The 19,592-nt window shown below is 54.7% G+C and carries 25 protein-coding genes; 10 read left to right on the top strand and 15 right to left on the bottom strand.

From position 1 onward, the window contains the following. Nucleotides 1-80: 80 nt before the first annotated feature. Nucleotides 81-308: a YceK/YidQ family lipoprotein gene (locus tag SK54_RS15360; RefSeq protein ID WP_003858030.1), complete on the top strand. Its 228-nt coding sequence runs from the start codon at nt 81-83 to the stop codon at nt 306-308. Nucleotides 309-315: 7 nt separating this feature from the next. On the opposite strand, the gene SK54_RS15355 is transcribed toward SK54_RS15360, so the two are convergent. From SK54_RS15355 to SK54_RS15345, 3 genes are all read right to left on the bottom strand, one after another. After that, entirely contained in the window at nt 316-690 is a 375-nt protein-coding gene (locus tag SK54_RS15355; protein ID WP_003858026.1) for a MysB family protein, read from the bottom strand. A gap of 79 nt (nt 691-769) precedes the next feature. Beyond that, nucleotides 770-2,005, bottom strand: a complete 1,236-nt coding sequence (mdtG, locus tag SK54_RS15350) for a multidrug efflux MFS transporter MdtG (protein ID WP_017384746.1) — start codon at nt 2,003-2,005, stop codon at nt 770-772. 141 nt (nt 2,006-2,146) lie between these two features. Then, on the bottom strand, nt 2,147-3,073 hold the full coding sequence (locus SK54_RS15345; protein WP_003858019.1) for a Kdo(2)-lipid IV(A) acyltransferase: 927 nt from the start codon (nt 3,071-3,073) through the stop codon (nt 2,147-2,149). A gap of 218 nt (nt 3,074-3,291) precedes the next feature. On the opposite strand from SK54_RS15345, the gene SK54_RS15340 reads away from it, so the two are divergent. Beyond that, complete coding sequence (locus tag SK54_RS15340) at nt 3,292-4,341, top strand: oxygen-dependent tRNA uridine(34) hydroxylase TrhO (protein WP_015570841.1); 1,050 nt, start codon at nt 3,292-3,294, stop codon at nt 4,339-4,341. A 38-nt stretch (nt 4,342-4,379) separates the two neighbouring features. Here the strand turns inward: SK54_RS15340 and SK54_RS15335 are convergent, their stop codons facing one another. The 9 genes from SK54_RS15335 to mdtH form a co-directional block, all read right to left on the bottom strand. Beyond that, nucleotides 4,380-4,958 carry a YceI family protein gene (locus SK54_RS15335; protein ID WP_017384744.1) on the bottom strand — a complete coding sequence of 193 codons (579 nt, stop codon included), beginning with the start codon at nt 4,956-4,958 and terminating at the stop codon, nt 4,380-4,382. A 1-nt stretch (nt 4,959) separates the two neighbouring features. Next, nucleotides 4,960-5,526, bottom strand: a complete 567-nt coding sequence (locus SK54_RS15330; protein WP_017384743.1) for a cytochrome b — start codon at nt 5,524-5,526, stop codon at nt 4,960-4,962. A gap of 226 nt (nt 5,527-5,752) precedes the next feature. Beyond that, nucleotides 5,753-5,866: a YceO family protein gene (locus SK54_RS15325; protein WP_023303419.1), complete on the bottom strand. Its 114-nt coding sequence runs from the start codon at nt 5,864-5,866 to the stop codon at nt 5,753-5,755. Between the two features lie 50 nt (nt 5,867-5,916). Beyond that, nucleotides 5,917-7,035, bottom strand: a complete 1,119-nt coding sequence (gene solA, locus SK54_RS15320; RefSeq protein ID WP_048247552.1) for an N-methyl-L-tryptophan oxidase — start codon at nt 7,033-7,035, stop codon at nt 5,917-5,919. 114 nt (nt 7,036-7,149) lie between these two features. Then, nucleotides 7,150-7,404: a biofilm formation regulator BssS gene (gene bssS / locus SK54_RS15315; protein WP_015570838.1), complete on the bottom strand. Its 255-nt coding sequence runs from the start codon at nt 7,402-7,404 to the stop codon at nt 7,150-7,152. Between the two features lie 274 nt (nt 7,405-7,678). Next, the gene (dinI, locus tag SK54_RS15310) at nt 7,679-7,924 is read right to left on the bottom strand and encodes a DNA damage-inducible protein I (protein ID WP_023303421.1); all 246 of its coding nucleotides are present in this window, start codon (nt 7,922-7,924) and stop codon (nt 7,679-7,681) included. A 74-nt stretch (nt 7,925-7,998) separates the two neighbouring features. Continuing rightward, complete coding sequence (gene pyrC / locus SK54_RS15305; protein WP_048247550.1) at nt 7,999-9,045, bottom strand: dihydroorotase; 1,047 nt, start codon at nt 9,043-9,045, stop codon at nt 7,999-8,001. Nucleotides 9,046-9,173: 128 nt separating this feature from the next. Beyond that, nucleotides 9,174-9,734, bottom strand: coding sequence for a lipoprotein (locus SK54_RS15300; protein ID WP_017384739.1), 561 nt, complete (start codon nt 9,732-9,734; stop codon nt 9,174-9,176). A gap of 99 nt (nt 9,735-9,833) precedes the next feature. Beyond that, nucleotides 9,834-11,042 carry a multidrug efflux MFS transporter MdtH gene (mdtH, locus tag SK54_RS15295; protein WP_023303422.1) on the bottom strand — a complete coding sequence of 403 codons (1,209 nt, stop codon included), beginning with the start codon at nt 11,040-11,042 and terminating at the stop codon, nt 9,834-9,836. A gap of 236 nt (nt 11,043-11,278) precedes the next feature. On the opposite strand from mdtH, the gene rimJ reads away from it, so the two are divergent. The 4 genes from rimJ to murJ all read left to right on the top strand — a co-directional run bounded on the left by rimJ (nt 11,279) and on the right by murJ (nt 15,114). Further along, complete coding sequence (gene rimJ, locus SK54_RS15290) at nt 11,279-11,863, top strand: ribosomal protein S5-alanine N-acetyltransferase (protein WP_003858007.1); 585 nt, start codon at nt 11,279-11,281, stop codon at nt 11,861-11,863. A gap of 9 nt (nt 11,864-11,872) precedes the next feature. Next, nucleotides 11,873-12,523, top strand: a complete 651-nt coding sequence (locus tag SK54_RS15285; protein ID WP_047057610.1) for a YceH family protein — start codon at nt 11,873-11,875, stop codon at nt 12,521-12,523. Between the two features lie 2 nt (nt 12,524-12,525). Beyond that, nucleotides 12,526-13,449, top strand: coding sequence for a Gfo/Idh/MocA family protein (locus SK54_RS15280; RefSeq protein WP_048247548.1), 924 nt, complete (start codon nt 12,526-12,528; stop codon nt 13,447-13,449). 129 nt (nt 13,450-13,578) lie between these two features. Beyond that, nucleotides 13,579-15,114: a murein biosynthesis integral membrane protein MurJ gene (gene murJ, locus SK54_RS15275; RefSeq protein WP_017384735.1), complete on the top strand. Its 1,536-nt coding sequence runs from the start codon at nt 13,579-13,581 to the stop codon at nt 15,112-15,114. 59 nt (nt 15,115-15,173) lie between these two features. Here murJ and flgN read toward each other — a convergent pair whose 3' ends face one another. From flgN to flgA, 3 genes are all read right to left on the bottom strand, one after another. After that, a complete protein-coding gene (flgN, locus tag SK54_RS15270; protein WP_003858003.1) occupies nt 15,174-15,599 on the bottom strand; it encodes a flagella biosynthesis chaperone FlgN in 426 nt (141 codons plus the stop codon). Between the two features lie 4 nt (nt 15,600-15,603). Beyond that, nucleotides 15,604-15,897, bottom strand: a complete 294-nt coding sequence (gene flgM / locus SK54_RS15265; RefSeq protein WP_003858002.1) for a flagellar biosynthesis anti-sigma factor FlgM — start codon at nt 15,895-15,897, stop codon at nt 15,604-15,606. Between the two features lie 93 nt (nt 15,898-15,990). Beyond that, nucleotides 15,991-16,650 carry a flagellar basal body P-ring formation chaperone FlgA gene (gene flgA / locus SK54_RS15260; protein ID WP_023296301.1) on the bottom strand — a complete coding sequence of 220 codons (660 nt, stop codon included), beginning with the start codon at nt 16,648-16,650 and terminating at the stop codon, nt 15,991-15,993. A 157-nt stretch (nt 16,651-16,807) separates the two neighbouring features. On the opposite strand from flgA, the gene flgB reads away from it, so the two are divergent. The 4 genes from flgB to flgE are packed head-to-tail and all read left to right on the top strand — an operon-like array spanning nt 16,808 to nt 19,589. Continuing rightward, complete coding sequence (gene flgB, locus SK54_RS15255) at nt 16,808-17,224, top strand: flagellar basal body rod protein FlgB (protein WP_003857999.1); 417 nt, start codon at nt 16,808-16,810, stop codon at nt 17,222-17,224. 3 nt (nt 17,225-17,227) lie between these two features. Next, the gene (flgC, locus tag SK54_RS15250; protein WP_003857997.1) at nt 17,228-17,632 is read left to right on the top strand and encodes a flagellar basal body rod protein FlgC; all 405 of its coding nucleotides are present in this window, start codon (nt 17,228-17,230) and stop codon (nt 17,630-17,632) included. 11 nt (nt 17,633-17,643) lie between these two features. Continuing rightward, nucleotides 17,644-18,354: a flagellar hook assembly protein FlgD gene (flgD, locus tag SK54_RS15245; protein WP_003857994.1), complete on the top strand. Its 711-nt coding sequence runs from the start codon at nt 17,644-17,646 to the stop codon at nt 18,352-18,354. 26 nt (nt 18,355-18,380) lie between these two features. Next, complete coding sequence (flgE, locus tag SK54_RS15240; protein WP_039271120.1) at nt 18,381-19,589, top strand: flagellar hook protein FlgE; 1,209 nt, start codon at nt 18,381-18,383, stop codon at nt 19,587-19,589. The last annotated feature ends 3 nt before the right edge of the window (nt 19,590-19,592 follow it).

Genomic DNA, 19,592 nt, shown 5'->3' with positions numbered 1-19,592 from the left:
TTAAGTAGGGCGGGTAAGCGAAGCGCCACCCGCCAAATAAAATACCGGCTTAATCGCCGGTATTTTTTTAGAGGTCAGAAATGAAAGTAATCATTGTCGTCATGATGGCATGCCTGCTCAGCGGTTGCGGCAGCATCATCAGCCGCACCATCCCCGGGCAGGGCCACGGGAATCAGTACTACCCCGGCGTACAGTGGGATGTCCGTGATTCCGCATGGCGCTATCTCACCGTGCTCGATCTGCCGTTTTCGCTGATTTTCGACACGCTACTGCTGCCCATCGATGCCAGCCACGGCCCCTACGAGTAGCGGTGACTTATCGCTCGTCCCATTCGTCCGCTGCGGCCTGACCCTCTTCGGTATCCAGCGGCGGTTCGAGCTGAAACTCACCTTCGTCCCATTCGTGCAGCGTATTTTCTTCCAGCCACTCCTGACGTAACTCAATTTCGTCATAGTCGCCGTCGAATACCGCCTGTGCACCTTCACCACTGAGTATCGGCAGACATTCACCGTCTTCACCTTCATCAGCAAAGAATTCGGCCTGCCACATAATATCGCCGTCCTGTAGGACGTATTTTTGGATATTGAGTTGTTGCACGTCAGCATCTTCTTCCTCAATGCCGGGATTATCGGCGAGGAACTCTTCGCGAGCGGCATCAATTGCTTCTTCCAGCGTGGCGTACATGGTCATTGGTGTCTCCCTGTTTTTCGTGAAGGTATTCAGGGAAAGAATAGCTGATTATGTGATTTTGCAAGTATGAATGCGAAAATTAGCCGTCACGATGTTGTCTTATTCGCGCCGGGCGTAGCGCCCGGGATAAGCTGAGCCACGAATAAACGGCGTTGAACAGCACGACGCCTGCCGTCACGATAAAGACCGCCCGGAAACCGAAGCTGGCCGAAATCCCCGCGCCGACCAGCGGTCCGGTGACGTTACCCAGATCGCGAAACGACTGGTTATAGCTGAAAATACGACCGGCTATCTGGTTGGTGGAGTTATAGACCAGCAGCGTCTGTACAGCCGGGAGTAGCGCACCATCCGCAGCCCCCAGCAGGAAGCGCAGGACGCCGAGCTGCCACGGAGACTGCACCAACGCCATGGGGATCAGCAGCAGGACGGAGACGATCAGGGCGCAGATCAGGATCTTTTCCGGGCCGATACGGTCTCCCAGCTTGCCGAGCCTCGGCGCGCTCAGTAGCGCCGCCACGCCGGGAACAGAGGCGATTAGGCCGCTGATAAAGGCGATATTGCTGACGTTTCCCGCCAGGTCGCGTACGTAGAGCGTCAGTATAGGCGCGATTGAACCGGTGGCCACCTGGATAATCATGGTGGTTACAAACAGGCTCAGCACCAGCTTTGGGTTTTTCAGCGAGGCCAGCACATCCCGGGCGTGCAGCATCTCTTTTTTGGCCACGGGCGTGAAATTCTCGCGGATACAGATAAGCGTCACCAGGAAGCAGAGGAACAGCACGCTGGCGGTAATGAAGAATACCGGCCGCAGTCCGTAGTGGTCGGCCAGCAGCCCGCCCGCCAGTGGGCCCAGCAGTGCGCCGCTTACGCCGCCAGTGGATAGCGTGCCCAACGCCCAGCCGCTTTTCTGGCGCGGGATTTGGGTGGCGATCAGGGCGTTGGCGTTAGGGATAAATCCCCCGAGCAGGCCCAGAAGCGCGCGTAGTATCAGGAACTGCCAGACATTCTGCGCCACCCCCATCAGCAGCATAATGATCGCCATGCCGAGCGCGGAGCGCAGCAGCATAATTTTGCGGCCTTTGCGATCCGCCAGCCCACCCCAGAAAGGCGACGCAATGGCGGAGAACAGGAACGTAATGCTGAACACCAGGCCGGACCACATATTCAGGGCGCTATGTCCGGTGACGCCGAGCTGTTCAACGTAGAGGGGCAGGAAGGGCATCACCAGGCTAAAGGCGGCGCCAGTAAGAAAACAACCCAGCCACGCAACCGTCAGGTTACGTTTCCAGTTTATGGGAGCATCTGTGGGGGACATAACTATCCGCATAATGAGGTGCAGGGCACCGTGAACAGTGAGGTAATAAGCCTGCTAATTATGCGCCCGGGGTATGATTGCCGCAATGACGGGGAGCTTTTAAAGCTAAAACAACATGCGGCCCGGAAGGCCGCACGCAGGTTAATACCGGGAAGGGACGCCCTGAGGCCGGGTTTTAAAGCGGCGATGCAACCACATGTACTGCTCCGGCGCGAGCATAATGCATTTCTCGACAACGCCGTTCATCCAGCGGGCGGTGGTTTCTGCATCAATCAGCGGTGGCGCGAGTTCCGGCTCCAGCATGATGAGCTGATAGCCTGAACCGTCTGGTTTACGGCGCGGTACAAACGGCACGATAGCCGCTTTGGACATCCGCGCCAGCATCCAGGTCCCGGTGGTCGTCGCTGCATCTTCCACCGCAAAGAACGGGACAAACACGCTGGATTGCGGGCCATAGTCATGATCCGGGGCATACCAGACCACTTCACCTGATTTCAGGGCGCGGATCATCCCTTTCAGGTCTTTGCGATCGATCATGCTTTTATTGGAGCGCATGCGTCCGTTGGTCTGGATCAAATCGATCACCGGATTATCGTTAGGACGATAAACGCCAATACCCGGGGCCTGCATGCCGAACATGCGCGCGCCAATTTCGAGCGTCAGGAAATGAACGCCAATCAGCAGGACGCCAGTCTGGTTGGCCTGAAGAGTATGCACCGGCTCCATGCCGGTCCCGGCCACTTCCGTCCAGCGCGCCATGCGTTTATCCGACCAGAACCAGGCCATACCGGTCTCCATCAGCCCCATGCCGACAGATTCGAAGTTTTTAACCACCATGTCGTGGCGCTCAGATTCACTCATCTGAGGAAAACAAAGCTCAAGGTTACGATACGCGATCCTGGCGCGACGCTTCATAAACTGCTGAGCAATGCGGCCCAGTCCTTTACCCATGCGGAAAATGACGGGATAAGGCAGCTGTACAATTAGCCACAACAAGCCAATGCCTGACCATGTTAACCAATAGCGGGGATGCAAAAGCGCGGCAGTAAATTTCGGTAACTGGGTCATGTCTGTCCTGTGTTCTAACGTCCTGAAAGGATATTGTCTCATTTTTTAAGGCATAGCCAAAATGTCTGTCATCGAAACATGAAAGAATATGCAAATGTTAAGTCTGATTAATCAGGTTGACTGAAATGTAGCGTAAATTGTGTGGATGTAAATTGTCTTTGTTTGCTATATCATGCCGACCGATTTTTATTTCTCAACGATTGCAGGACTTGTACACCATGCCAGTGTTACACAACCGCGTTTCGAATGAGATGTTGAAAGCGCGTATGTTGGCCGAAACCGAACCGCGCACAACGATCTCTTTCTATAAGTATTTCACCATCGATGATCCCCAGGCGACCCGCGATGCGCTTTACCAGGCTTTCACCGCCCTGAACGTGTTTGGTCGCGTCTATCTGGCGCGTGAGGGGATTAACGCGCAGATCAGCGTGCCGGAAAGCAAGGTCAGCGCCTTCCGCGACCTCCTTTACGGGTTTGATCCGGCGCTTAACGGCTTACGCCTGAACATTGCGCTGGATGATGACGGTAAATCATTCTGGGTGCTGCGCATGAAGGTGCGCGAGCGTATTGTGGCGGATGGCATTGACGATCCGAGCTTCAATGCCGCTAATGTGGGGGAGTACCTGAAGGCCGCTGAAGTGAACGCGATGCTCGACGATCCGGATGCGGTGTTCATTGATATGCGTAACCACTACGAATATGAAGTGGGTCACTTCGAGAATGCGATGGAAATTCCTGCCGACACCTTCCGCGAGCAACTGCCAAAAGCCGTTGAGATGATGCAGGAGCATAAAGACAAAAAGATCGTTATGTACTGCACCGGGGGGATCCGCTGTGAAAAAGCCAGCGCCTGGATGAAGCACAACGGGTTTAATAAAGTCTGGCACATTGAGGGTGGGATCATTGAGTATGCCCGTCGCGCCCGTGAGCAGGGTTTACCGGTGCGTTTTATCGGTAAGAACTTTGTGTTTGACGAGCGTATGGGCGAGCGAATTTCAGAGGACGTGATCGCGCACTGCCACCAGTGCGGTACGCCGTGCGATACGCATACCAACTGCAAAAACGACGGATGTCATCTGCTGTTTATTCAGTGCCCTGCATGTGCCGAGAAGTTTAATGGCTGCTGTAGCGAGCTGTGCAGTGAAGAGAGTATCTTGCCTGAAGAAGAGCAACGTCGTCGCCGTGCCGGACGCGAGAACGGGAATAAGATCTTTAATAAATCCCGGGGCCGACTGAATACCAAACTGGGTATTCCGGACCCGGAGTAAAACACTGCCCGGCGGCGCGAAAGCCTGCCGGGCCTGTTTTATGACTTCTGCTGAACGCCTTCCACCGAAATAATCAACTCAACATCCTGCGATGCCGGGCCTAAATCCGTGGTGATATTAAAATCTTTCAGATGAATTTTGCCTGCGGCTTCAAAGCCAGCACGTTTGCCACCCCACGGATCGTCGCCCTGTCCAATTAATTTGGCATCCAGTGTGACCGGTTTTGTTACGCCGTTCAGCGTCAGATTACCGGTAATAGCGAGCTTATCACCGTCTTTCTTCACCTCTGTCGACGCGAAAGTAGCTTGCGGGAATTTGCCCACGTTCAGAAATTCAGCGCTGCGCAGATGTTTATCACGCTCGGCGTGATTAGTGTCGACGCTGTTGGTATTAATGGTGACGTTCACTTTATCGGCAGCAGGGTTTTTCTCGTCGAAAGTAAATGTGCCATCGAAATCATTGAATGTGCCATATAACCAGCTGTAACCCAGATGCTGAATACGGAAATTGACAAAGGCATGCTGGCCCTCCTTATCAATTTTATAGTCAGCGGCAATGGCCGAACCGGTGGTAAATAGCAGCGAACCTAATGCGATACCCAACAGGCGTTTTTTCATTTTATGCTCCAGAGTCAACTGACGAACGGCCAAGCATGCGCTTCAGCGTATCGTCTTTATCAATAAAGTGATGTTTCAGGGCCGCAAGGCCATGCAGGACAGACAGGATCACCACGCTCCATGCCAGCCACAGATGAACCACACCTGCGGTGTCAGCCTGTGAACCGGCGTCAGCCAGCGTGGCTGGGACGTCAAAAAGCCCAAACACGCTGATCGGTTTACCGTCTGCGGTCGAAATGAGATAGCCGCTGATCAGAATGGCGAACAGCAGGGCATAGAGTGCGATATGTGCGCCAACAGCGCTTATGCGGGTAAGGCGGCCATGGCTTTTGGGCGCTGGAGGGGGCGGAGAGATATGTCGCCAGATCACGCGAAAAACCAGACCCATCATCAGCAGAACCCCAATGCTTTTGTGCAATTCGGGGGCCTGATGATACCAACCGTCATAATAGCTTAATGTCACCATCCAGAGGCCGAGACCAAACATGGCATAGACGGCAAGTGCAAATAGCCAGTGTAAACACATGGATATTATTCCGTAGCGACGGGAGGAGTTACGCCATTGCATATGAATTTCCGTTCTCAAATGACTGAGCAATAAAAATGGACGGGTTAAATAAATAATGCAACTGAAAAAAATGAATAATGTTTTTTATTTAATTTATTTCAGCGAATTTGAATGTGTTTCCGCAATGTATTTCAATCGCTTCGTTCAATAAATTTGAGGTGACGTTTTTTAAAAAATATAAGTTAAATAAATTTAAAGGAGTGTCAATAAACGTCAGCGAGAATTTTCAGAAGAATACAATATAGATAACGTCAATGATCGCCAGCAGCGACCAAAGAACAATGTAGAGCATAAAATGCTCGCGGATGTTATTGATAAAGTAATTCACCAGTCTGCGCATCATGCCTCTATCGCTAAACAGGCCCCGGTTATTCGGAGCCTGTAGAGGTATTATCGATCAAAGCGCGCGAGCGCGAAGGGCTTGAGATCAAACGAAGGCGCGATCCCCTGCGCAAACTGGGCGGCGATTTCACCTAACACAGAGGCAAATTTAAACCCGTGACCGCTGAGTCCGGTTACGAGCAGGGTGTTATCGTGTCCCGGAAGGGTGTCGATGATAAAATCTTCATCCGGGGTGTTGTCGTAGGTGCACGCTGCGCCGTAAAGCAACCCGCCTATGCCCGGCAGGATATTACGCAGGAACGTGAAGGCTTCGGAACCATCCTGCGGATAAGCACCGTAAGGCTTGCGTTCTTCCGCAGAGGAAATTACCTGTCCGCCGTTATGTTTGCCAATCTTGAGCGCGTCTTTTTCCGAGGGGAAACCGTAGAACTGGTCGCCATTGGGTAACTCGCCTGTAAACGCCGGGAATTTGTTCTGGCTGCTGTAACGCCCGTCAGACTGGAACCAGGAGAAGACTTTTCGCACCGGCTGGATGGGTAGGTCCGGCAGCAGTTTCGTCACCCACGTTCCCGCACTCACCAGCAGACGCGTGGCGGTATATTCACCTTCAGAGGTGGTGACGGTTGAACCCTCTGCATGGTGGGTGATGCCCGTGACCGGACAGTTGAACAACTGTGCGCAGCCCGCTTTGGCGGCGAGATCAATCCAGGTCTTAATGGCCGTTTCGCTGTGCAGCACGCCAGAGTTGGCTTCAAACAACCCAATGTAGTCGTCAGGGACAGAAATTTCCGGCCAGCGCGCCATGATGCCGTTTGCATCCAGACGCTCGACGTCCAGGCGGTAGGCTTTCGCGCTCTCCTCGACGGTCGCCAGAAACGTGGAGCTGGCTGGCCCCAGGTTAACGACCCCGGTGCGCTCAAAAATGCGATCTTCGGTGAGTGTGGCCAGCTCATCCCACAGCGTCTGAGCCCGAAGCACCAGCGGTACATAACGTTCACCTTCGCCGTAAGCGTGACGGATCAGACGGGTATCGCCGTGATGGCTTCCTTCAGAGTGGGGGGGAAGGTGGGCGTCAATCATCAGCACTTTCAGACCCGCCTGCGTGGCGTAATAACCGGCGGCAGATCCTACGGAGCCGCTTCCGATAATGATTAAATCGTATTTCATAGGCTTCTCTTTACTAACGCTTTGTTAGCAGAGTAATTAACTAAGTGGGCTTATACAAGAGCGAAATAAATAAGGCACCGCGAGGGTGCCTGTTGAGTGAAAAGGGGCATAAGGTCAATGCCGTTTATACTCATTTTCCTGATAGTCGCCAGATTCTATTTTTGCGATGCCTGCTTCTAAAATAGAGATAAACTGACGGGCGACGTCTGTTGTAAGCCACAGCGTCTGTCCAACTTCCGCTTCATCACGGTTTTGCTGATTTGGGGTCTGGTAGTGCAAACGCAGCATCAGCGCATCGTAGCTGTCTACGGTGCTGATATCCCAGCCAACAAGCGGATGGGTCTGGATGACTTCACTATTCTTTTCCATTATAACCCCCTTAATGCGTGTTAGAAGACAACGACTTTGAGGTTCAATGCATGTTTTTCTGAAAGCAATTTCAGTATATCAATTAATAAGGGTTCAGAAGGAAAAAATAAACGGGTAGCAACACATTTTTATGCTTTTTAGGATTGTTCGAACAATAAAACGCCATCTTGTTCACGATTTTCTAAGAAGATGCTGAAATATTTTGAACTTTCAGGAGACGAAACGAAAAAAAGCCGGGGCGACCCGGCAAAAAAACACAATGAGGGAGCAAATTTTAAGCAGTGATGAACCAGTCGTCGGCGCTTTCCCATGTTTCCTGCAAAATTTCGCTGATGCGTTCTTTGTCTTCTTTCGCGCCGCCGATGACGGAAAGATGGTTTGCTGTTGCATAACGTACCGTTACGGCACCATCGTTTTCAGGAAAAGTGCTGTTAATACGTCGGGATAGTTCACCCGCCAGAGCGTCGAGTGCGCCAGCAGGCAGGACGGTGGATTTGGCTATGGTGACTTCGATACGCATAAATGCCCCCTGTGTAATATACTGTTTATTTATACAGTTATATTGTCGGTTTGACAACAGGGGGCGCGATTTTTTTAGCGTTTTACCGTCCAGTTTACGGTTTCACCGGCCAGGAAGGGGATCAGCGTATCGTCGGTGAGCGCAATCGACGCTTCAACCTGGCTTTCTTTGCGCTCCAGCTCAATGAACGTGTCATTGACTGGCAGACCGTAGAAACGCGGGCCGTTAAGGGAGCAGAAGGCTTCGAAATGGTCTAACGCATTCATCTCTTCAAACACGGTTGCGTAACTTGCCAGGGCGGTCGGGGCGTTAAAGCAGCCTGCACAGCCGCAACTCGCCTCTTTACGGTGACGGGCATGCGGGGCGGAATCCGTGCCGAGGAACGCGCGCGGGAAGCCGCTGGCGACCAACTCACGTAGCGCCTGCTGGTGGATGTTGCGCTTGAGGATTGGCAGACAATACAGATGTGGGCGAACGCCGCCCACCAGCATGTGGTTACGGTTAAACATCAGGTGCTGCGGGGTGATGGTGGCGGAAATCAGCTCGTTTCCATCCCGGACATACTCTGCGGCATCTTTAGTCGTAATGTGTTCAAACACCACTTTCAGCCCCGGAAGACGCTGGCGCAGCGGCTCCATGACCGTTTCGATAAAACGTGCTTCGCGATCGAAAATATCAATGTCAGCGTGGGTCACTTCCCCATGCACCAGCAGCGGCATGCCCAGTTTTTGCATACGCTCCAGAACAGGCATGATGGCATCAATACTGGTCACCCCATGGCTGGAGTTGATGGTGGCATTCGCCGGGTAGAGCTTCGCGGCGGTAAATACACCTTCGTTAAACCCGCGCTCAACTTCATTCGGATCCAGCGAGTCCGTCAGGTAGCAGGTCATCAATGGGGTAAAATCGTGTCCGGCCGGAACGGCGTCAAGGATACGCTGGCGATAGGCAATCGCGGCCTCGACGGTAGTGACTGGCGGAACCAGGTTAGGCATAACAATCGCACGGCCATAAATTTCGCTGGTATACGGCACGACGGTTTTCAGCATGTCGCCATCACGAAGATGGATATGCCAGTCGTCTGGGCGGCGGATTTTGAGAACCTGGGATTGTACAGTCATGTAAGCTCCGGCTTGAAAGAGATCAGTCATAAGAGGGCTGTTTTTGCCGGACACAAATCATAAGCGGAAACGTTTTCGTTTGCACACTATTCCGTTAAAAAAAACGGGCGCCTGAGCGCCCGGAGTGTTTAGTCGGTGAAAGGGATGATGATTTCACCCGGTTTCACCTCTATCCCTTTGGCATATTTTTTCGCCAGAGATTCGCCTTTGCTCTTGTCTTCGCTCAGAACATAGGCAGGCTGTTGGTTAAAGTAGTTCTGCAACGACTGGTTGAGATACGGCATCAGCGTTTGCAGCACCGGTTTCATTTTTTCCGGCGTCACAACTGCATCGACGATTTCCATCTCTTGCAGGAAAATGGCCCCTTTCTCTTTATTAAAGACCGGCAGCGCCTTGAGCTTCAGCTTGATATCCGCTTTCTGATTGCCGAAGAGCGAGGTCATATCGAGGCTGGCATCGCCGGAAAGGGTGACTTTGTTAGGCTCCTCGCGCCCAATCTGGCTGGCGAGATTCGTCAGGACGATATGCGCATCCGCAAGGCCGGGCACGCCGATATCTTTTGAAAAGTTATTATGTTTTTCCAGCGCCTGATTAATTTCCTGCTCACTGACGGTGTACTGCGTAAGCTGGTTACATCCCACCAGCAGACCACTGACAATTAACGCAGCGGCAATAACGATCTTTTTCATGGCGTTCCTCAACATAAAATCGGCGCATCTGTCCTGATACGCCAGTATGTCAGGGTGATTCAACAGAAACCAGCAGAAAAAACTGATAGTGAAAGAGGGTCAGGCGCCAGGCTCCAGCATCCCGCGGGTGCTGCGTTTATCACTGAACTGCCACCAGAGGGCAATCAGCGTCATAAAGCCGACCATGCCGAGCATGACCCACGGCAGCTCCGGCTGATGGAGCGCTTTTCCGGCATCAAACAGCCAGCCGCCACCGGTGTAACCCAGTGCGCCGCCAAGCGCCAGCCCGAGACGGCTGAAGCCCATGTAGCTGCCGCGGGCCCGGGCGTCGGCAAGTGACGCGCTCAGCGTTTCACGGGCTGGCTCGGCAATGATTGAGCCAATATAGAAGGTGCAGATGAGCATAAACAGTTGCTGAAGCGAACTCACCAGGCCGATGGGCATCATGCTCAGCGTCATCAGCAACAGCCCGGCCATCAGACGGTGCTCAAGCCGGAAACGGCGCTCGCTCCAGCGGGCAATCGGATAGAGCAGCGTCAGAGAGAGGCTGGCCTCAATGGCATACATCCATTTCACCGCTGCCGGCGTGCCGGCAATATCGTTAACCATAATGGGCAGCATCAGCATGACCTGCACGGCGAGCATGTAGTAGCCGGTCAGGGTTAACACATAGGTGACGAAGCGTTTATCGCTCAGCACGCGGTCAAGCCCTTCCCGCACAGGCGCCTTCACCGTCGACAGCTTCCACGCGGGCAGAAACAGACCGTTAAACAGCGCGCAGAGAATAAACAACACCGCGCCGGTGGCGCAGACCAGGCGGAAATCGTATTGCAGCAGCCAGCTTCCCAGCAGGGCGCCCACCACCGCGCCAGCGCTGTCCTGCATCATCAAAATCGAAAAGAAGCGCCCCCGGTGTTGCGGACGGATAAGCTTAACCACCAGCGCGGTACGCGGTGGGTCGAAAAGGGTGCCGCCAATCCCGGAAAGGAAACAGGAGAACCACAGCAGCCAGGGTTCATGAGCGATTGCCATGGTGGCGAATCCCGCCGCACGTAACAGCATGCCGGTGACGATCATCGGTTTCGCGCCGAAGCGGTCGGCTATTGCGCCGCCAAACACGCCCAGACCCTGTTGTACAAACTGGCGTAGACCCAGCGCGATCCCGACCATCAATGCCGCCCAGCCCATTTGATCGACAAAACGAATCGATATAAGCGGAAAAACGACAAAAAAGCCGAGCACGACCAGCATGTTATCGACGAGCAGGAAATATTTACCCAGGCTCCTGGCCTGTGATACGCGGGACATTTTCCCTCCAGGGAAAATAAAAGGTGAGCACGCTAACATTCTGCGGTGTCGCCGGGCTTTTTCCCATACCCGCTGGCGACAATATTTTTTTATCAAAAAGGTGCTTTGATAGAGAGTTCTCATCGAAAAATGTGAAAAGCGATCAAAATGGTATGTCACTGTTTTCACAGAAGGCACAGGCGCAGGTATAGTAAAGCTAACAGGCAGAGCAGAAGCGACGGGAAGGAGTGGTAACGATGTTTGGCTATCGCAGTAATGTGCCAAAAGTGCGTCTGACGACGGACAGGCTGGTCGTTCGTCTGGTGCATGAGCGTGATGCCTGGCGTCTGGCGGATTATTACGCCGAGAATCGCCAGTTTTTAAAACCCTGGGAACCCGTTCGGGACGAGAGCCACTGCTACCCCTCTGGCTGGCAGGCGCGCCTCAGTATGATTGCGGAATTTCATAAACAGGGAAGTGCGTTTTATTTCGCGCTTCTCGATCCGGAAGAGAAAGAGATCGTTGGCATTGCCAATTTTTCAAACGTGGTACGCGGGTCGTTTCACGCCTGTTACCTCGGGTATTCCATCGGTCAGAAATGGCAGGGGCAGGGGCTCATGTTTGAGGCGCTGACGGCGGCGATTCGCTACATGCAGCGCACGCAACATATCCATCGCATTATGGCCAACTACATGCCGCACAATAAGCGCAGCGGCGATCTGCTGGCCCGCCTGGGGTTTGAGAAAGAGGGCTATGCCAAAGATTATCTGCTGATTGACGGCGAGTGGCGGGACCATGTGCTCACCGCGCTCACCACCCAGGAGTGGACCGCGGGTCGTTAAGGAGAAAAAATGAAATATCAGTTAAATGGCGCCGAAGCGCGCGTGGTCGGCTGCCTTCTGGAAAAGCAGGTCACCACGCCGGAACAGTATCCTCTGTCCGTGAATGCCGTCACGATGGCCTGCAACCAGAAGACGAACCGTGAGCCGGTGATGAACCTTGGCGAGCACGAGGTGCAGGATACCCTTGACGAGCTGGTGAAGCGCCACTATCTGCGCACCGTCAGCGGCTTCGGTAATCGCGTCACTAAATATGAACAGCGCTTTTGTAATTCCGAATTTGGCGATTTAAAACTCAGCGCTGCGGAAGTGGCGGTGATCACCACGCTGCTGCTGCGCGGGGCGCAGACGCCGGGGGAACTGCGCACGCGCGCCTCTCGCATGCATGAATTTCGTGATATGCAGGACGTTGAACAGACGCTGGAGGGGCTGGCATCACGCGAGGACGGTCCTTACGTGGTGCGTCTGCCCCGCGAGCCGGGCAAGCGTGAAAGCCGCTACATGCACCTGTTTAGCGGCGACGTGGAGGCCTCTGCGCTGGCCGTCGAATCTGATACGCCAGCATCAAACGACAGCCTGACCGCGCGCGTGGCAGCCCTGGAAGACGAGGTTGCCGGGCTGAAGCAGCGTCTGGATGCGTTACTCGCACATCTGGGAGATTAATCGTGACAACATTACGCATTGGTGTTGTGGGGCTGGGAGGAATTGCGCAAAAAGCCTGGCTGCCCGTTTTAGGCGCCGCGTCCGACTGGACGCTGCAAGGGGCGTGGTCGCCCACCCGCGAGAAAGCTGAGCGCATCTGCAAAACCTGGCGCATCCCTTATGCCGGTTCGCTACAGGATTTAGCCCGTGAATGTGATGCGGTATTTGTGCATACCTCAACCGCGACGCACTATCAGGTGGTGAGCGAGTTGCTTAACGCAGGCGTTCACGTCTGCGTGGATAAACCCCTGGCGGAAAATGTACAGGATGCTGAACGACTGATTGAGCTGGCCGCGCGTAAAAAGTTGACGCTGATGGTCGGCTTCAACCGCCGTTTTGCACCGCTCTATCAGCAGCTTAAAGCGCAGTCCGGCTCGTTCGCCTCTCTGCGTATGGATAAGCACCGTACCGACAGCGTGGGGCCGAACGACCTGCGCTTCACGCTGCTGGATGATTATCTCCACGTCGTGGATACGGCCCTTTGGCTGAGTAACGGAAAAGCCCAGCTGCAAAGCGGCACGCTGCTGACTAACGAGCAGGGTGAGATGGTTTACGCCGAACATCATTTTGCCGTTGAGCATTTGCAGGTGACGACCAGCATGCATCGTCGGGCGGGCAGCCAGCGCGAGTCCGTGCAGGCCGTTACGGATGGCGCGCTGTATGACGTCACCGATATGCGAGAGTGGCGGGAAGAGAAGGGCAATGGCGTGGTCGCGTTACCGGTTCCCGGCTGGCAAAGCAACCTGGAGCAGCGTGGCTTCGTGGGCTGCGCGCGTCACTTCATCACCTGCGTGCAGAATCAGACGGTTCCTGAAACGTCCGGGGAGCAGGCTATTCTGGCGCAGCGCATTGTGGAACGACTCTGGCGCGAAGCCATGTCGGAATAACGCGTTGTAACATCTGCCGATAGTAATTCGTTGAAATCCGGTTAGACTAAGCGCCGCTTGTTGGCTTTGCCGGGTGGCGCTAACGCTTATCCGTCCTGGAAATCCGTAGGGTTGTGGAACTTCACGTTAATGAACTTATTAAAATCGCTGGCGGCCGTCAGCTCGATGACCATGTTTTCCCGCGTGCTTGGCTTTGCGCGCGATGCCATTGTGGCAAGGGTTTTTGGCGCCGGGATGGCGACTGACGCCTTTTTCGTCGCTTTTAAGCTGCCAAACCTGCTGCGCCGTATTTTTGCCGAAGGGGCCTTTTCACAGGCATTTGTTCCGATCCTCGCAGAATATAAAAGCAAACAGGGCGAAGATGCCACCCGCGTCTTTGTGGCCTACGTTTCCGGATTACTGACGCTGGCGCTGGCGATCGTGACCGTCCTGGGGATGCTGGCAGCGCCCTGGGTGATCATGGTGACGGCGCCGGGTTTTGCTGACACGGCGGATAAATTTGCCCTGACCACCCAACTGCTGCGTATAACCTTCCCCTATATTCTGCTGATTTCGCTGGCGTCGCTGGTGGGTGCCATCCTGAATACCTGGAACCGCTTCTCCGTTCCGGCCTTTGCCCCCACGTTCCTTAACGTCAGCATGATTGGCTTTGCGCTGTTCGCCGCGCCGCATTTTAACCCACCGGTGCTGGCGCTGGCCTGGGCCGTGACCGTCGGCGGCGTGTTACAGCTTGCTTACCAGCTTCCGCACCTGAAAAAAATCGGCATGCTGGTTCTGCCGCGCATTAATTTCAAAGATGCGGGCGCAATGCGCGTTATCAAACAGATGGGACCGGCGATACTCGGCGTGTCCGTTAGCCAGATCTCGCTGATCATCAATACCATCTTCGCCTCTTTCCTGGTGTCGGGCTCGGTGTCCTGGATGTACTACGCCGATCGTCTGATGGAGTTTCCATCCGGGGTGCTGGGCGTGGCGCTGGGGACTATTCTGCTGCCGTCGCTGTCGAAAAGTTTCGCCAGCGGCAACCACGATGAATACTGCCGCCTGATGGACTGGGGCCTGCGTCTCTGTTTTCTGCTGGCGCTGCCAAGCGCGGTGGCGCTGGGGATCCTGGCAAAACCGCTGACGGTTTCATTGTTCCAGTATGGAAAATTCACCGCCTTTGATGCCGCCATGACCCAGCGTGCGCTCGTAGCCTACTCGGTGGGGCTGATGGGGCTGATTGTCGTGAAGGTGCTTGCGCCCGGTTTCTATTCACGTCAGGACATCAAAACGCCGGTTAAGATTGCCATTGTGACGCTGATCATGACGCAGCTGATGAACCTGGCGTTTATTGGACCGCTGAAACACGCGGGGCTGTCATTGTCGATTGGTCTGGCGGCCTGTCTGAACGCCGGGCTGCTGTACTGGCAGCTGCGCAAGCAGGATATCTTCACACCGCAGCCGGGCTGGGCAAGCTTCCTGCTGCGTCTGGCGATTGCGGTAGTGGTGATGGCGGCCGCGCTGGTTGGCATGTTGTATGTCATGCCTGAGTGGGCGCAGGGCACCATGCCTTACCGCCTGATGCGTCTGATGGCCGTGGTGGTGGTCGGTGTGGTGGCGTACTTTGCCACGCTGGCGGTGCTTGGCTTCAAAGTGAAAGAGTTCACCCGCCGCACGGTATAAACGCCAAAAGGGGAGTTCACCAGAAGGTGCTCCCCGCTTCATGACGTGCCGCTACTGCGTCAAATCGAAATCTTTTTCCCACCCGTGATACGTGCCGTGGCCGTCTGACCATCCGCACCGTACAGCCCCGGCTCTTTATAGGGCTTTAACACTTCAAGCGCCTGCTGATTACGGATAATCTGTCCTTCCAGCAGCCAGCCGTTATGCTGGTTAAGATCGCGAAGATGCTGGGTTTTTTCTGTAATGGTCTGCCAGCGTTCGTTGATCTCATCATTGGCGCTGCGTTTCGCGTCTTGCTCAGCGCGTCGCTGTTTTTCCAGATAATCCAGGGTCGCCAGCAGCGAGCTTTTATCTTCAGTTATGCGTTGCAACGCGCTGCCGTTGATTTGACCAGAAGAGAGGTGGTGCTGTTCTGCATCCATCACCGTTTTCAGGTCGTTCAGGACCACCGTCATCTGATCCAGTATTTCTGACAGTCGACTCATACGGTTAGTTACTCTGGAGGAAACTCTGTGCGTCCTGAATCAGCGCATCAGCGATTTTGCTGGTATCCATTTTCAGTTCGCCGTTACGGATAGCCGTTTTCAGCGCTTCAACACGTTCCATATTGATATCGCTGCTGCCTGGCTGCATCAGCTTCGACTGCGCATCGCTCAGCGTGACGCTGGTGCTGTTAGCCGTCGACGTTTTTTCCAGACGCGTTTTTTGCGGGGCAGCCTCATTCGTTTCGCGAGGTTGTACAGTGCTAACCGGCTTCAGGGCTGATGTACGATCAATGCTCATAGTGTTGTCCTCATCGAGGGTTCGCGGCGTTTGCGCCTGACATCATCATTTGTTGAATATTTATCGGCAGTCGCCGCGAAATCTTTAAAAAGATTACAGGTTAATCAGAATATTCCCATCAGGACCGACCGTGCCGCTGACCACCTGGCCTGAGGACATTCTGACCCGGGCATTTTGCGCCACTGCGGCATTATTCAGCGCTTTTCCTTCACTGTTGATACTAAAGCCTTCGCCATTGGCGACCACCATCACCTGTTGTCCCGCTTTCACCCGCCACGCCTGGCGCAGCATGGATAGCTGTATCGCCTGTCCAGGAGCGACATCGCGCAGGCTGACCGCCTCCTGAGCCTGGTTGATATCCAGCATCGTCCGCGGTGGAAGCTGATCCAGACGGCCTCGCTTCAGCGTTACGCTGTCAGGTTGCAGCAGGCTGCCCCGGGGAATGGGAACGGCGGCGACAACATAATTGCCCGTCGCCTGAACCGCAACCTGTAAGTAGCGTTTTTCATTGGCGCAACGCGCCAGCACGTTCACGTTGCCCCATAAGCGGGTGCTGCCGGTCACGCTAAATGACGGGGCTTCGCAGGAAGGATAAAGGTTAGGCGGGGTGCGCACGGTCACGCGTACGTCATCGCTGAAACCGGCCAGCTTCTGCGCAAAGAATGCATTGAGCTGGTCCTCTAACCCCTCAGCCTGCACCAGAGGGCTTAAAAGCAGTAGGGTCGCCGCCAGGCCACGTTTAAAAGTCCGCATCGCACGTTCCACCATGTCCAGAATTTAGCAAATTCTACCCGCAGTGGTTTTCCATCAACGCAACAAATAGCGACGCATTTTGCGCTTATTCCGTCGATAGGGGAGACGGGGTGAGATTTAAGCTGTGAACTGAAATTTTCTCATCAGCGGAGGAGACATGCTCGATAAACTCGACGCCGCGTTACGTTTTCAGCAGGAAGCGCTCAATTTACGCGCCCAGCGGCAGGAGATTTTAGCCGCCAATATCGCCAACGCGGATACCCCCGGGTATCAGGCGCGCGATATTGATTTTTCCAGTGAACTCAAAAAAGTGATGGAGCGTGGACGTGCCGAAGGAACGGGTGTCTCACTGGCCCTGACATCCTCACGTCATATTCCCGCTCAGGCGATGACCGCGCCAACGACCGACCTGCTTTACCGTATTCCCGATCAGCCCTCACTTGATGGTAACACCGTCGACATGGACCGGGAGCGCACACAGTTTGCCGATAACAGCCTGCAATACCAGACAGGTCTGACGCTACTCGGCGGGCAAATTAAAGGCATGATGACCGTCCTACAGGGGGGCAATTAGTAAATGGCCTTGCTGAATATTTTTGATATCGCCGGTTCGGCATTAACGGCGCAGTCCAAACGACTGAACGTGGCCGCCAGTAACCTGGCCAACGCCGACAGCGTGACCGGCCCTGACGGGCAACCGTATCGCGCTAAACAGGTTGTCTTCCAGGTTGATGCTGCACCGGGTGCGGCAACGGGCGGCGTAAAAGTGGCGGACGTGGTTGAGAGCCAGGCACCCGACAAGCTGGTTTACGAGCCAGGCAACCCGCTCGCGGATGCCAGCGGCTACGTGAAAATGCCGAACGTGGATGTGGTCGGGGAGATGGTGAACTCCATGTCCGCGTCGCGCAGCTACCAGGCAAACGTCGAAGTGCTTAATACCGTGAAGAGCATGATGCTCAAAACACTCACTCTCGGCCAGTAAAGGAGACACGCATGTCCATCGCCGTAAACGTGAATGACCCGACAAATACCGGCGTCAACAGCACCAGCAGTGCGACCGGTTCTAGCTCTCTCACCGGGAGCAATGCCTCCGATTTACAGAGCAGCTTTCTGACCCTGCTGGTGGCGCAGCTGAAAAATCAGGATCCGACCAATCCGATGCAGAACAACGAACTGACCACGCAGCTTGCGCAGATCAGTACCGTCAGCGGCATTGAGAAACTGAACACTACGCTCGGCTCGGTCTCCGGTCAAATCGATAACAGCCAGTCCTTGCAGGCCGCCAACCTGATCGGTCACGGGGTGATGATCCCGGGGACCACGATTCTGGCGGGCACCAGCACTACCGATGGCACCTCCACCACCACCACGACGCCGTTTGGCGTTGAATTGCAGCAGCCGGCCGACAAAGTCACCGCCACAATCAAAGACGCCAGCGGCAACGTGGTGCGCACGATTGAGATTGGCGAGCTTAAAGCGGGCGTTCATACCTTTACCTGGGATGGCAGCCTGACCGACGGCACTAAAGCGCCTAACGGCTCGTATCAGGTTGCGATTAGCGCCAGCAACGGCACCACTCAGCTGGTGGCTCAGCCGCTACAGTTTGCCCTGGTTCAGGGCGTCATCAAGGGTAGCGATGGCAACAAACTGGATTTGGGTACCTCCGGTACCACCACACTCGACGAAGTTCGGCAGATTATCTAAGCCTTAATACTTATCAGGAGTAAGTCATGGCCTTTTCTCAAGCGGTCAGCGGCCTGAATGCTGCGGCCACCAACCTGGACGTCATTGGCAACAACATCGCCAACTCCGCGACCTATGGTTTTAAATCCGGTTCTGCGTCTTTTGCAGATATGTTTGCAGGCTCTAAAGTGGGTCTGGGCGTGAAGGTTGCGGGTATCACCCAGGACTTCACCGACGGGACGACCACCAACACCGGTCGCGGTCTGGACGTCGCCATCAGCCAGAACGGTTTCTTCCGTATGGTGGATGCCAACGGTTCCGTGTTCTACAGCCGCAACGGCCAGTTCAAGCTGGATGAAAACCGTAACCTGGTGAACATGCAGGGACTTCAGTTAACCGGTTATCCGGTTGCCGGCACGCCGCCTACGGTGCAAACCGGTGCGAATCCGCAGGCGATCTCCATCCCAACGACGCTGATGGCGGCGAAGTCCACCACCACGGCCTCTCAGCAGATCAACCTGAACTCCACCGATACCGCGCCAACCGTCGCCTTCGACCCGGCCAACCCTGACTCTTACAATAAGAAAGGCACCGTGACGGTGTTTGACAGCCAGGGTAATGCGCACAACATGAACCTGTTCTATGTCAAGGATGCAACTCCAGCTAACTCCTGGAAAGTGTATGCGCAGGACGGCAGCGTAGCGGGAGATAAAGCTCAGCTGGCAACCACATTGGTCTTTAATGAGAGCGGTGTGTTGACCGGTGGTGCGGAAGCCGACATCAAGACCGGAGAGATCCCTGGTGCAACGGCGGCAACATTCAAAATGAGTTTCGCCAACTCCATGCAGCAAAACACCGGTGCGAACAACATCGTGGCGACGAGCCAGAACGGCTATAAGCCGGGCGATCTGGTGAGCTACCAGATCAACGATGACGGTACCGTTGTCGGTAACTATTCGAACGAACAGACCCAGGTGCTGGGCCAGATCGTGCTGGCAAACTTCGCCAACAACGAAGGCCTGAAATCCGAAGGGGATAACGTCTGGTCTGCCACGCAGTCTTCCGGGGTTGCCCTGCTGGGAACCGCGGGTTCCGGTAACTTCGGCACGCTGACTAACGGTGCGCTGGAAGCCTCCAACGTCGATCTGAGTAAAGAGCTGGTGAACATGATCGTCGCGCAACGTAACTACCAGTCCAACGCGCAGACCATCAAAACCCAGGATCAGATCCTCAACACGCTGGTTAACCTGCGTTAAGCA

This window comes from Enterobacter sp. MGH120 (assembly GCF_001037725.1).
Classification (GTDB): Bacteria; Pseudomonadota; Gammaproteobacteria; order Enterobacterales; family Enterobacteriaceae; genus Enterobacter; species Enterobacter hormaechei_C.
This window is presented reverse-complemented; position numbering and strand designations above follow the sequence as displayed.

What these genes read in the sequence shown, in the direction of transcription:
- SK54_RS15360 (WP_003858030.1), top strand. Translation starts at nt 81, where the DNA reads ATGAAAGTAATCATTGTCGTCATGATGGCATGCCTGCTCAGCGGTTGC.
- SK54_RS15355 (WP_003858026.1), bottom strand. Translation starts at nt 690, where the DNA reads ATGACCATGTACGCCACGCTGGAAGAAGCAATTGATGCCGCTCGCGAA.
- mdtG (WP_017384746.1), bottom strand. Translation starts at nt 2,005, where the DNA reads ATGTCCCCCACAGATGCTCCCATAAACTGGAAACGTAACCTGACGGTT.
- SK54_RS15345 (WP_003858019.1), bottom strand. Translation starts at nt 3,073, where the DNA reads ATGACCCAGTTACCGAAATTTACTGCCGCGCTTTTGCATCCCCGCTAT.
- SK54_RS15340 (WP_015570841.1), top strand. Translation starts at nt 3,292, where the DNA reads ATGCCAGTGTTACACAACCGCGTTTCGAATGAGATGTTGAAAGCGCGT.
- SK54_RS15335 (WP_017384744.1), bottom strand. Translation starts at nt 4,958, where the DNA reads ATGAAAAAACGCCTGTTGGGTATCGCATTAGGTTCGCTGCTATTTACC.
- SK54_RS15330 (WP_017384743.1), bottom strand. Translation starts at nt 5,526, where the DNA reads ATGCAATGGCGTAACTCCTCCCGTCGCTACGGAATAATATCCATGTGT.
- SK54_RS15325 (WP_023303419.1), bottom strand. Translation starts at nt 5,866, where the DNA reads ATGCGCAGACTGGTGAATTACTTTATCAATAACATCCGCGAGCATTTT.
- solA (WP_048247552.1), bottom strand. Translation starts at nt 7,035, where the DNA reads ATGAAATACGATTTAATCATTATCGGAAGCGGCTCCGTAGGATCTGCC.
- bssS (WP_015570838.1), bottom strand. Translation starts at nt 7,404, where the DNA reads ATGGAAAAGAATAGTGAAGTCATCCAGACCCATCCGCTTGTTGGCTGG.
- dinI (WP_023303421.1), bottom strand. Translation starts at nt 7,924, where the DNA reads ATGCGTATCGAAGTCACCATAGCCAAATCCACCGTCCTGCCTGCTGGC.
- pyrC (WP_048247550.1), bottom strand. Translation starts at nt 9,045, where the DNA reads ATGACTGTACAATCCCAGGTTCTCAAAATCCGCCGCCCAGACGACTGG.
- SK54_RS15300 (WP_017384739.1), bottom strand. Translation starts at nt 9,734, where the DNA reads ATGAAAAAGATCGTTATTGCCGCTGCGTTAATTGTCAGTGGTCTGCTG.
- mdtH (WP_023303422.1), bottom strand. Translation starts at nt 11,042, where the DNA reads ATGTCCCGCGTATCACAGGCCAGGAGCCTGGGTAAATATTTCCTGCTC.
- rimJ (WP_003858007.1), top strand. Translation starts at nt 11,279, where the DNA reads ATGTTTGGCTATCGCAGTAATGTGCCAAAAGTGCGTCTGACGACGGAC.
- SK54_RS15285 (WP_047057610.1), top strand. Translation starts at nt 11,873, where the DNA reads ATGAAATATCAGTTAAATGGCGCCGAAGCGCGCGTGGTCGGCTGCCTT.
- murJ (WP_017384735.1), top strand. Translation starts at nt 13,579, where the DNA reads ATGAACTTATTAAAATCGCTGGCGGCCGTCAGCTCGATGACCATGTTT.
- flgN (WP_003858003.1), bottom strand. Translation starts at nt 15,599, where the DNA reads ATGAGTCGACTGTCAGAAATACTGGATCAGATGACGGTGGTCCTGAAC.
- flgM (WP_003858002.1), bottom strand. Translation starts at nt 15,897, where the DNA reads ATGAGCATTGATCGTACATCAGCCCTGAAGCCGGTTAGCACTGTACAA.
- flgA (WP_023296301.1), bottom strand. Translation starts at nt 16,650, where the DNA reads ATGCGGACTTTTAAACGTGGCCTGGCGGCGACCCTACTGCTTTTAAGC.
- flgB (WP_003857999.1), top strand. Translation starts at nt 16,808, where the DNA reads ATGCTCGATAAACTCGACGCCGCGTTACGTTTTCAGCAGGAAGCGCTC.
- flgC (WP_003857997.1), top strand. Translation starts at nt 17,228, where the DNA reads ATGGCCTTGCTGAATATTTTTGATATCGCCGGTTCGGCATTAACGGCG.
- flgD (WP_003857994.1), top strand. Translation starts at nt 17,644, where the DNA reads ATGTCCATCGCCGTAAACGTGAATGACCCGACAAATACCGGCGTCAAC.
- flgE (WP_039271120.1), top strand. Translation starts at nt 18,381, where the DNA reads ATGGCCTTTTCTCAAGCGGTCAGCGGCCTGAATGCTGCGGCCACCAAC.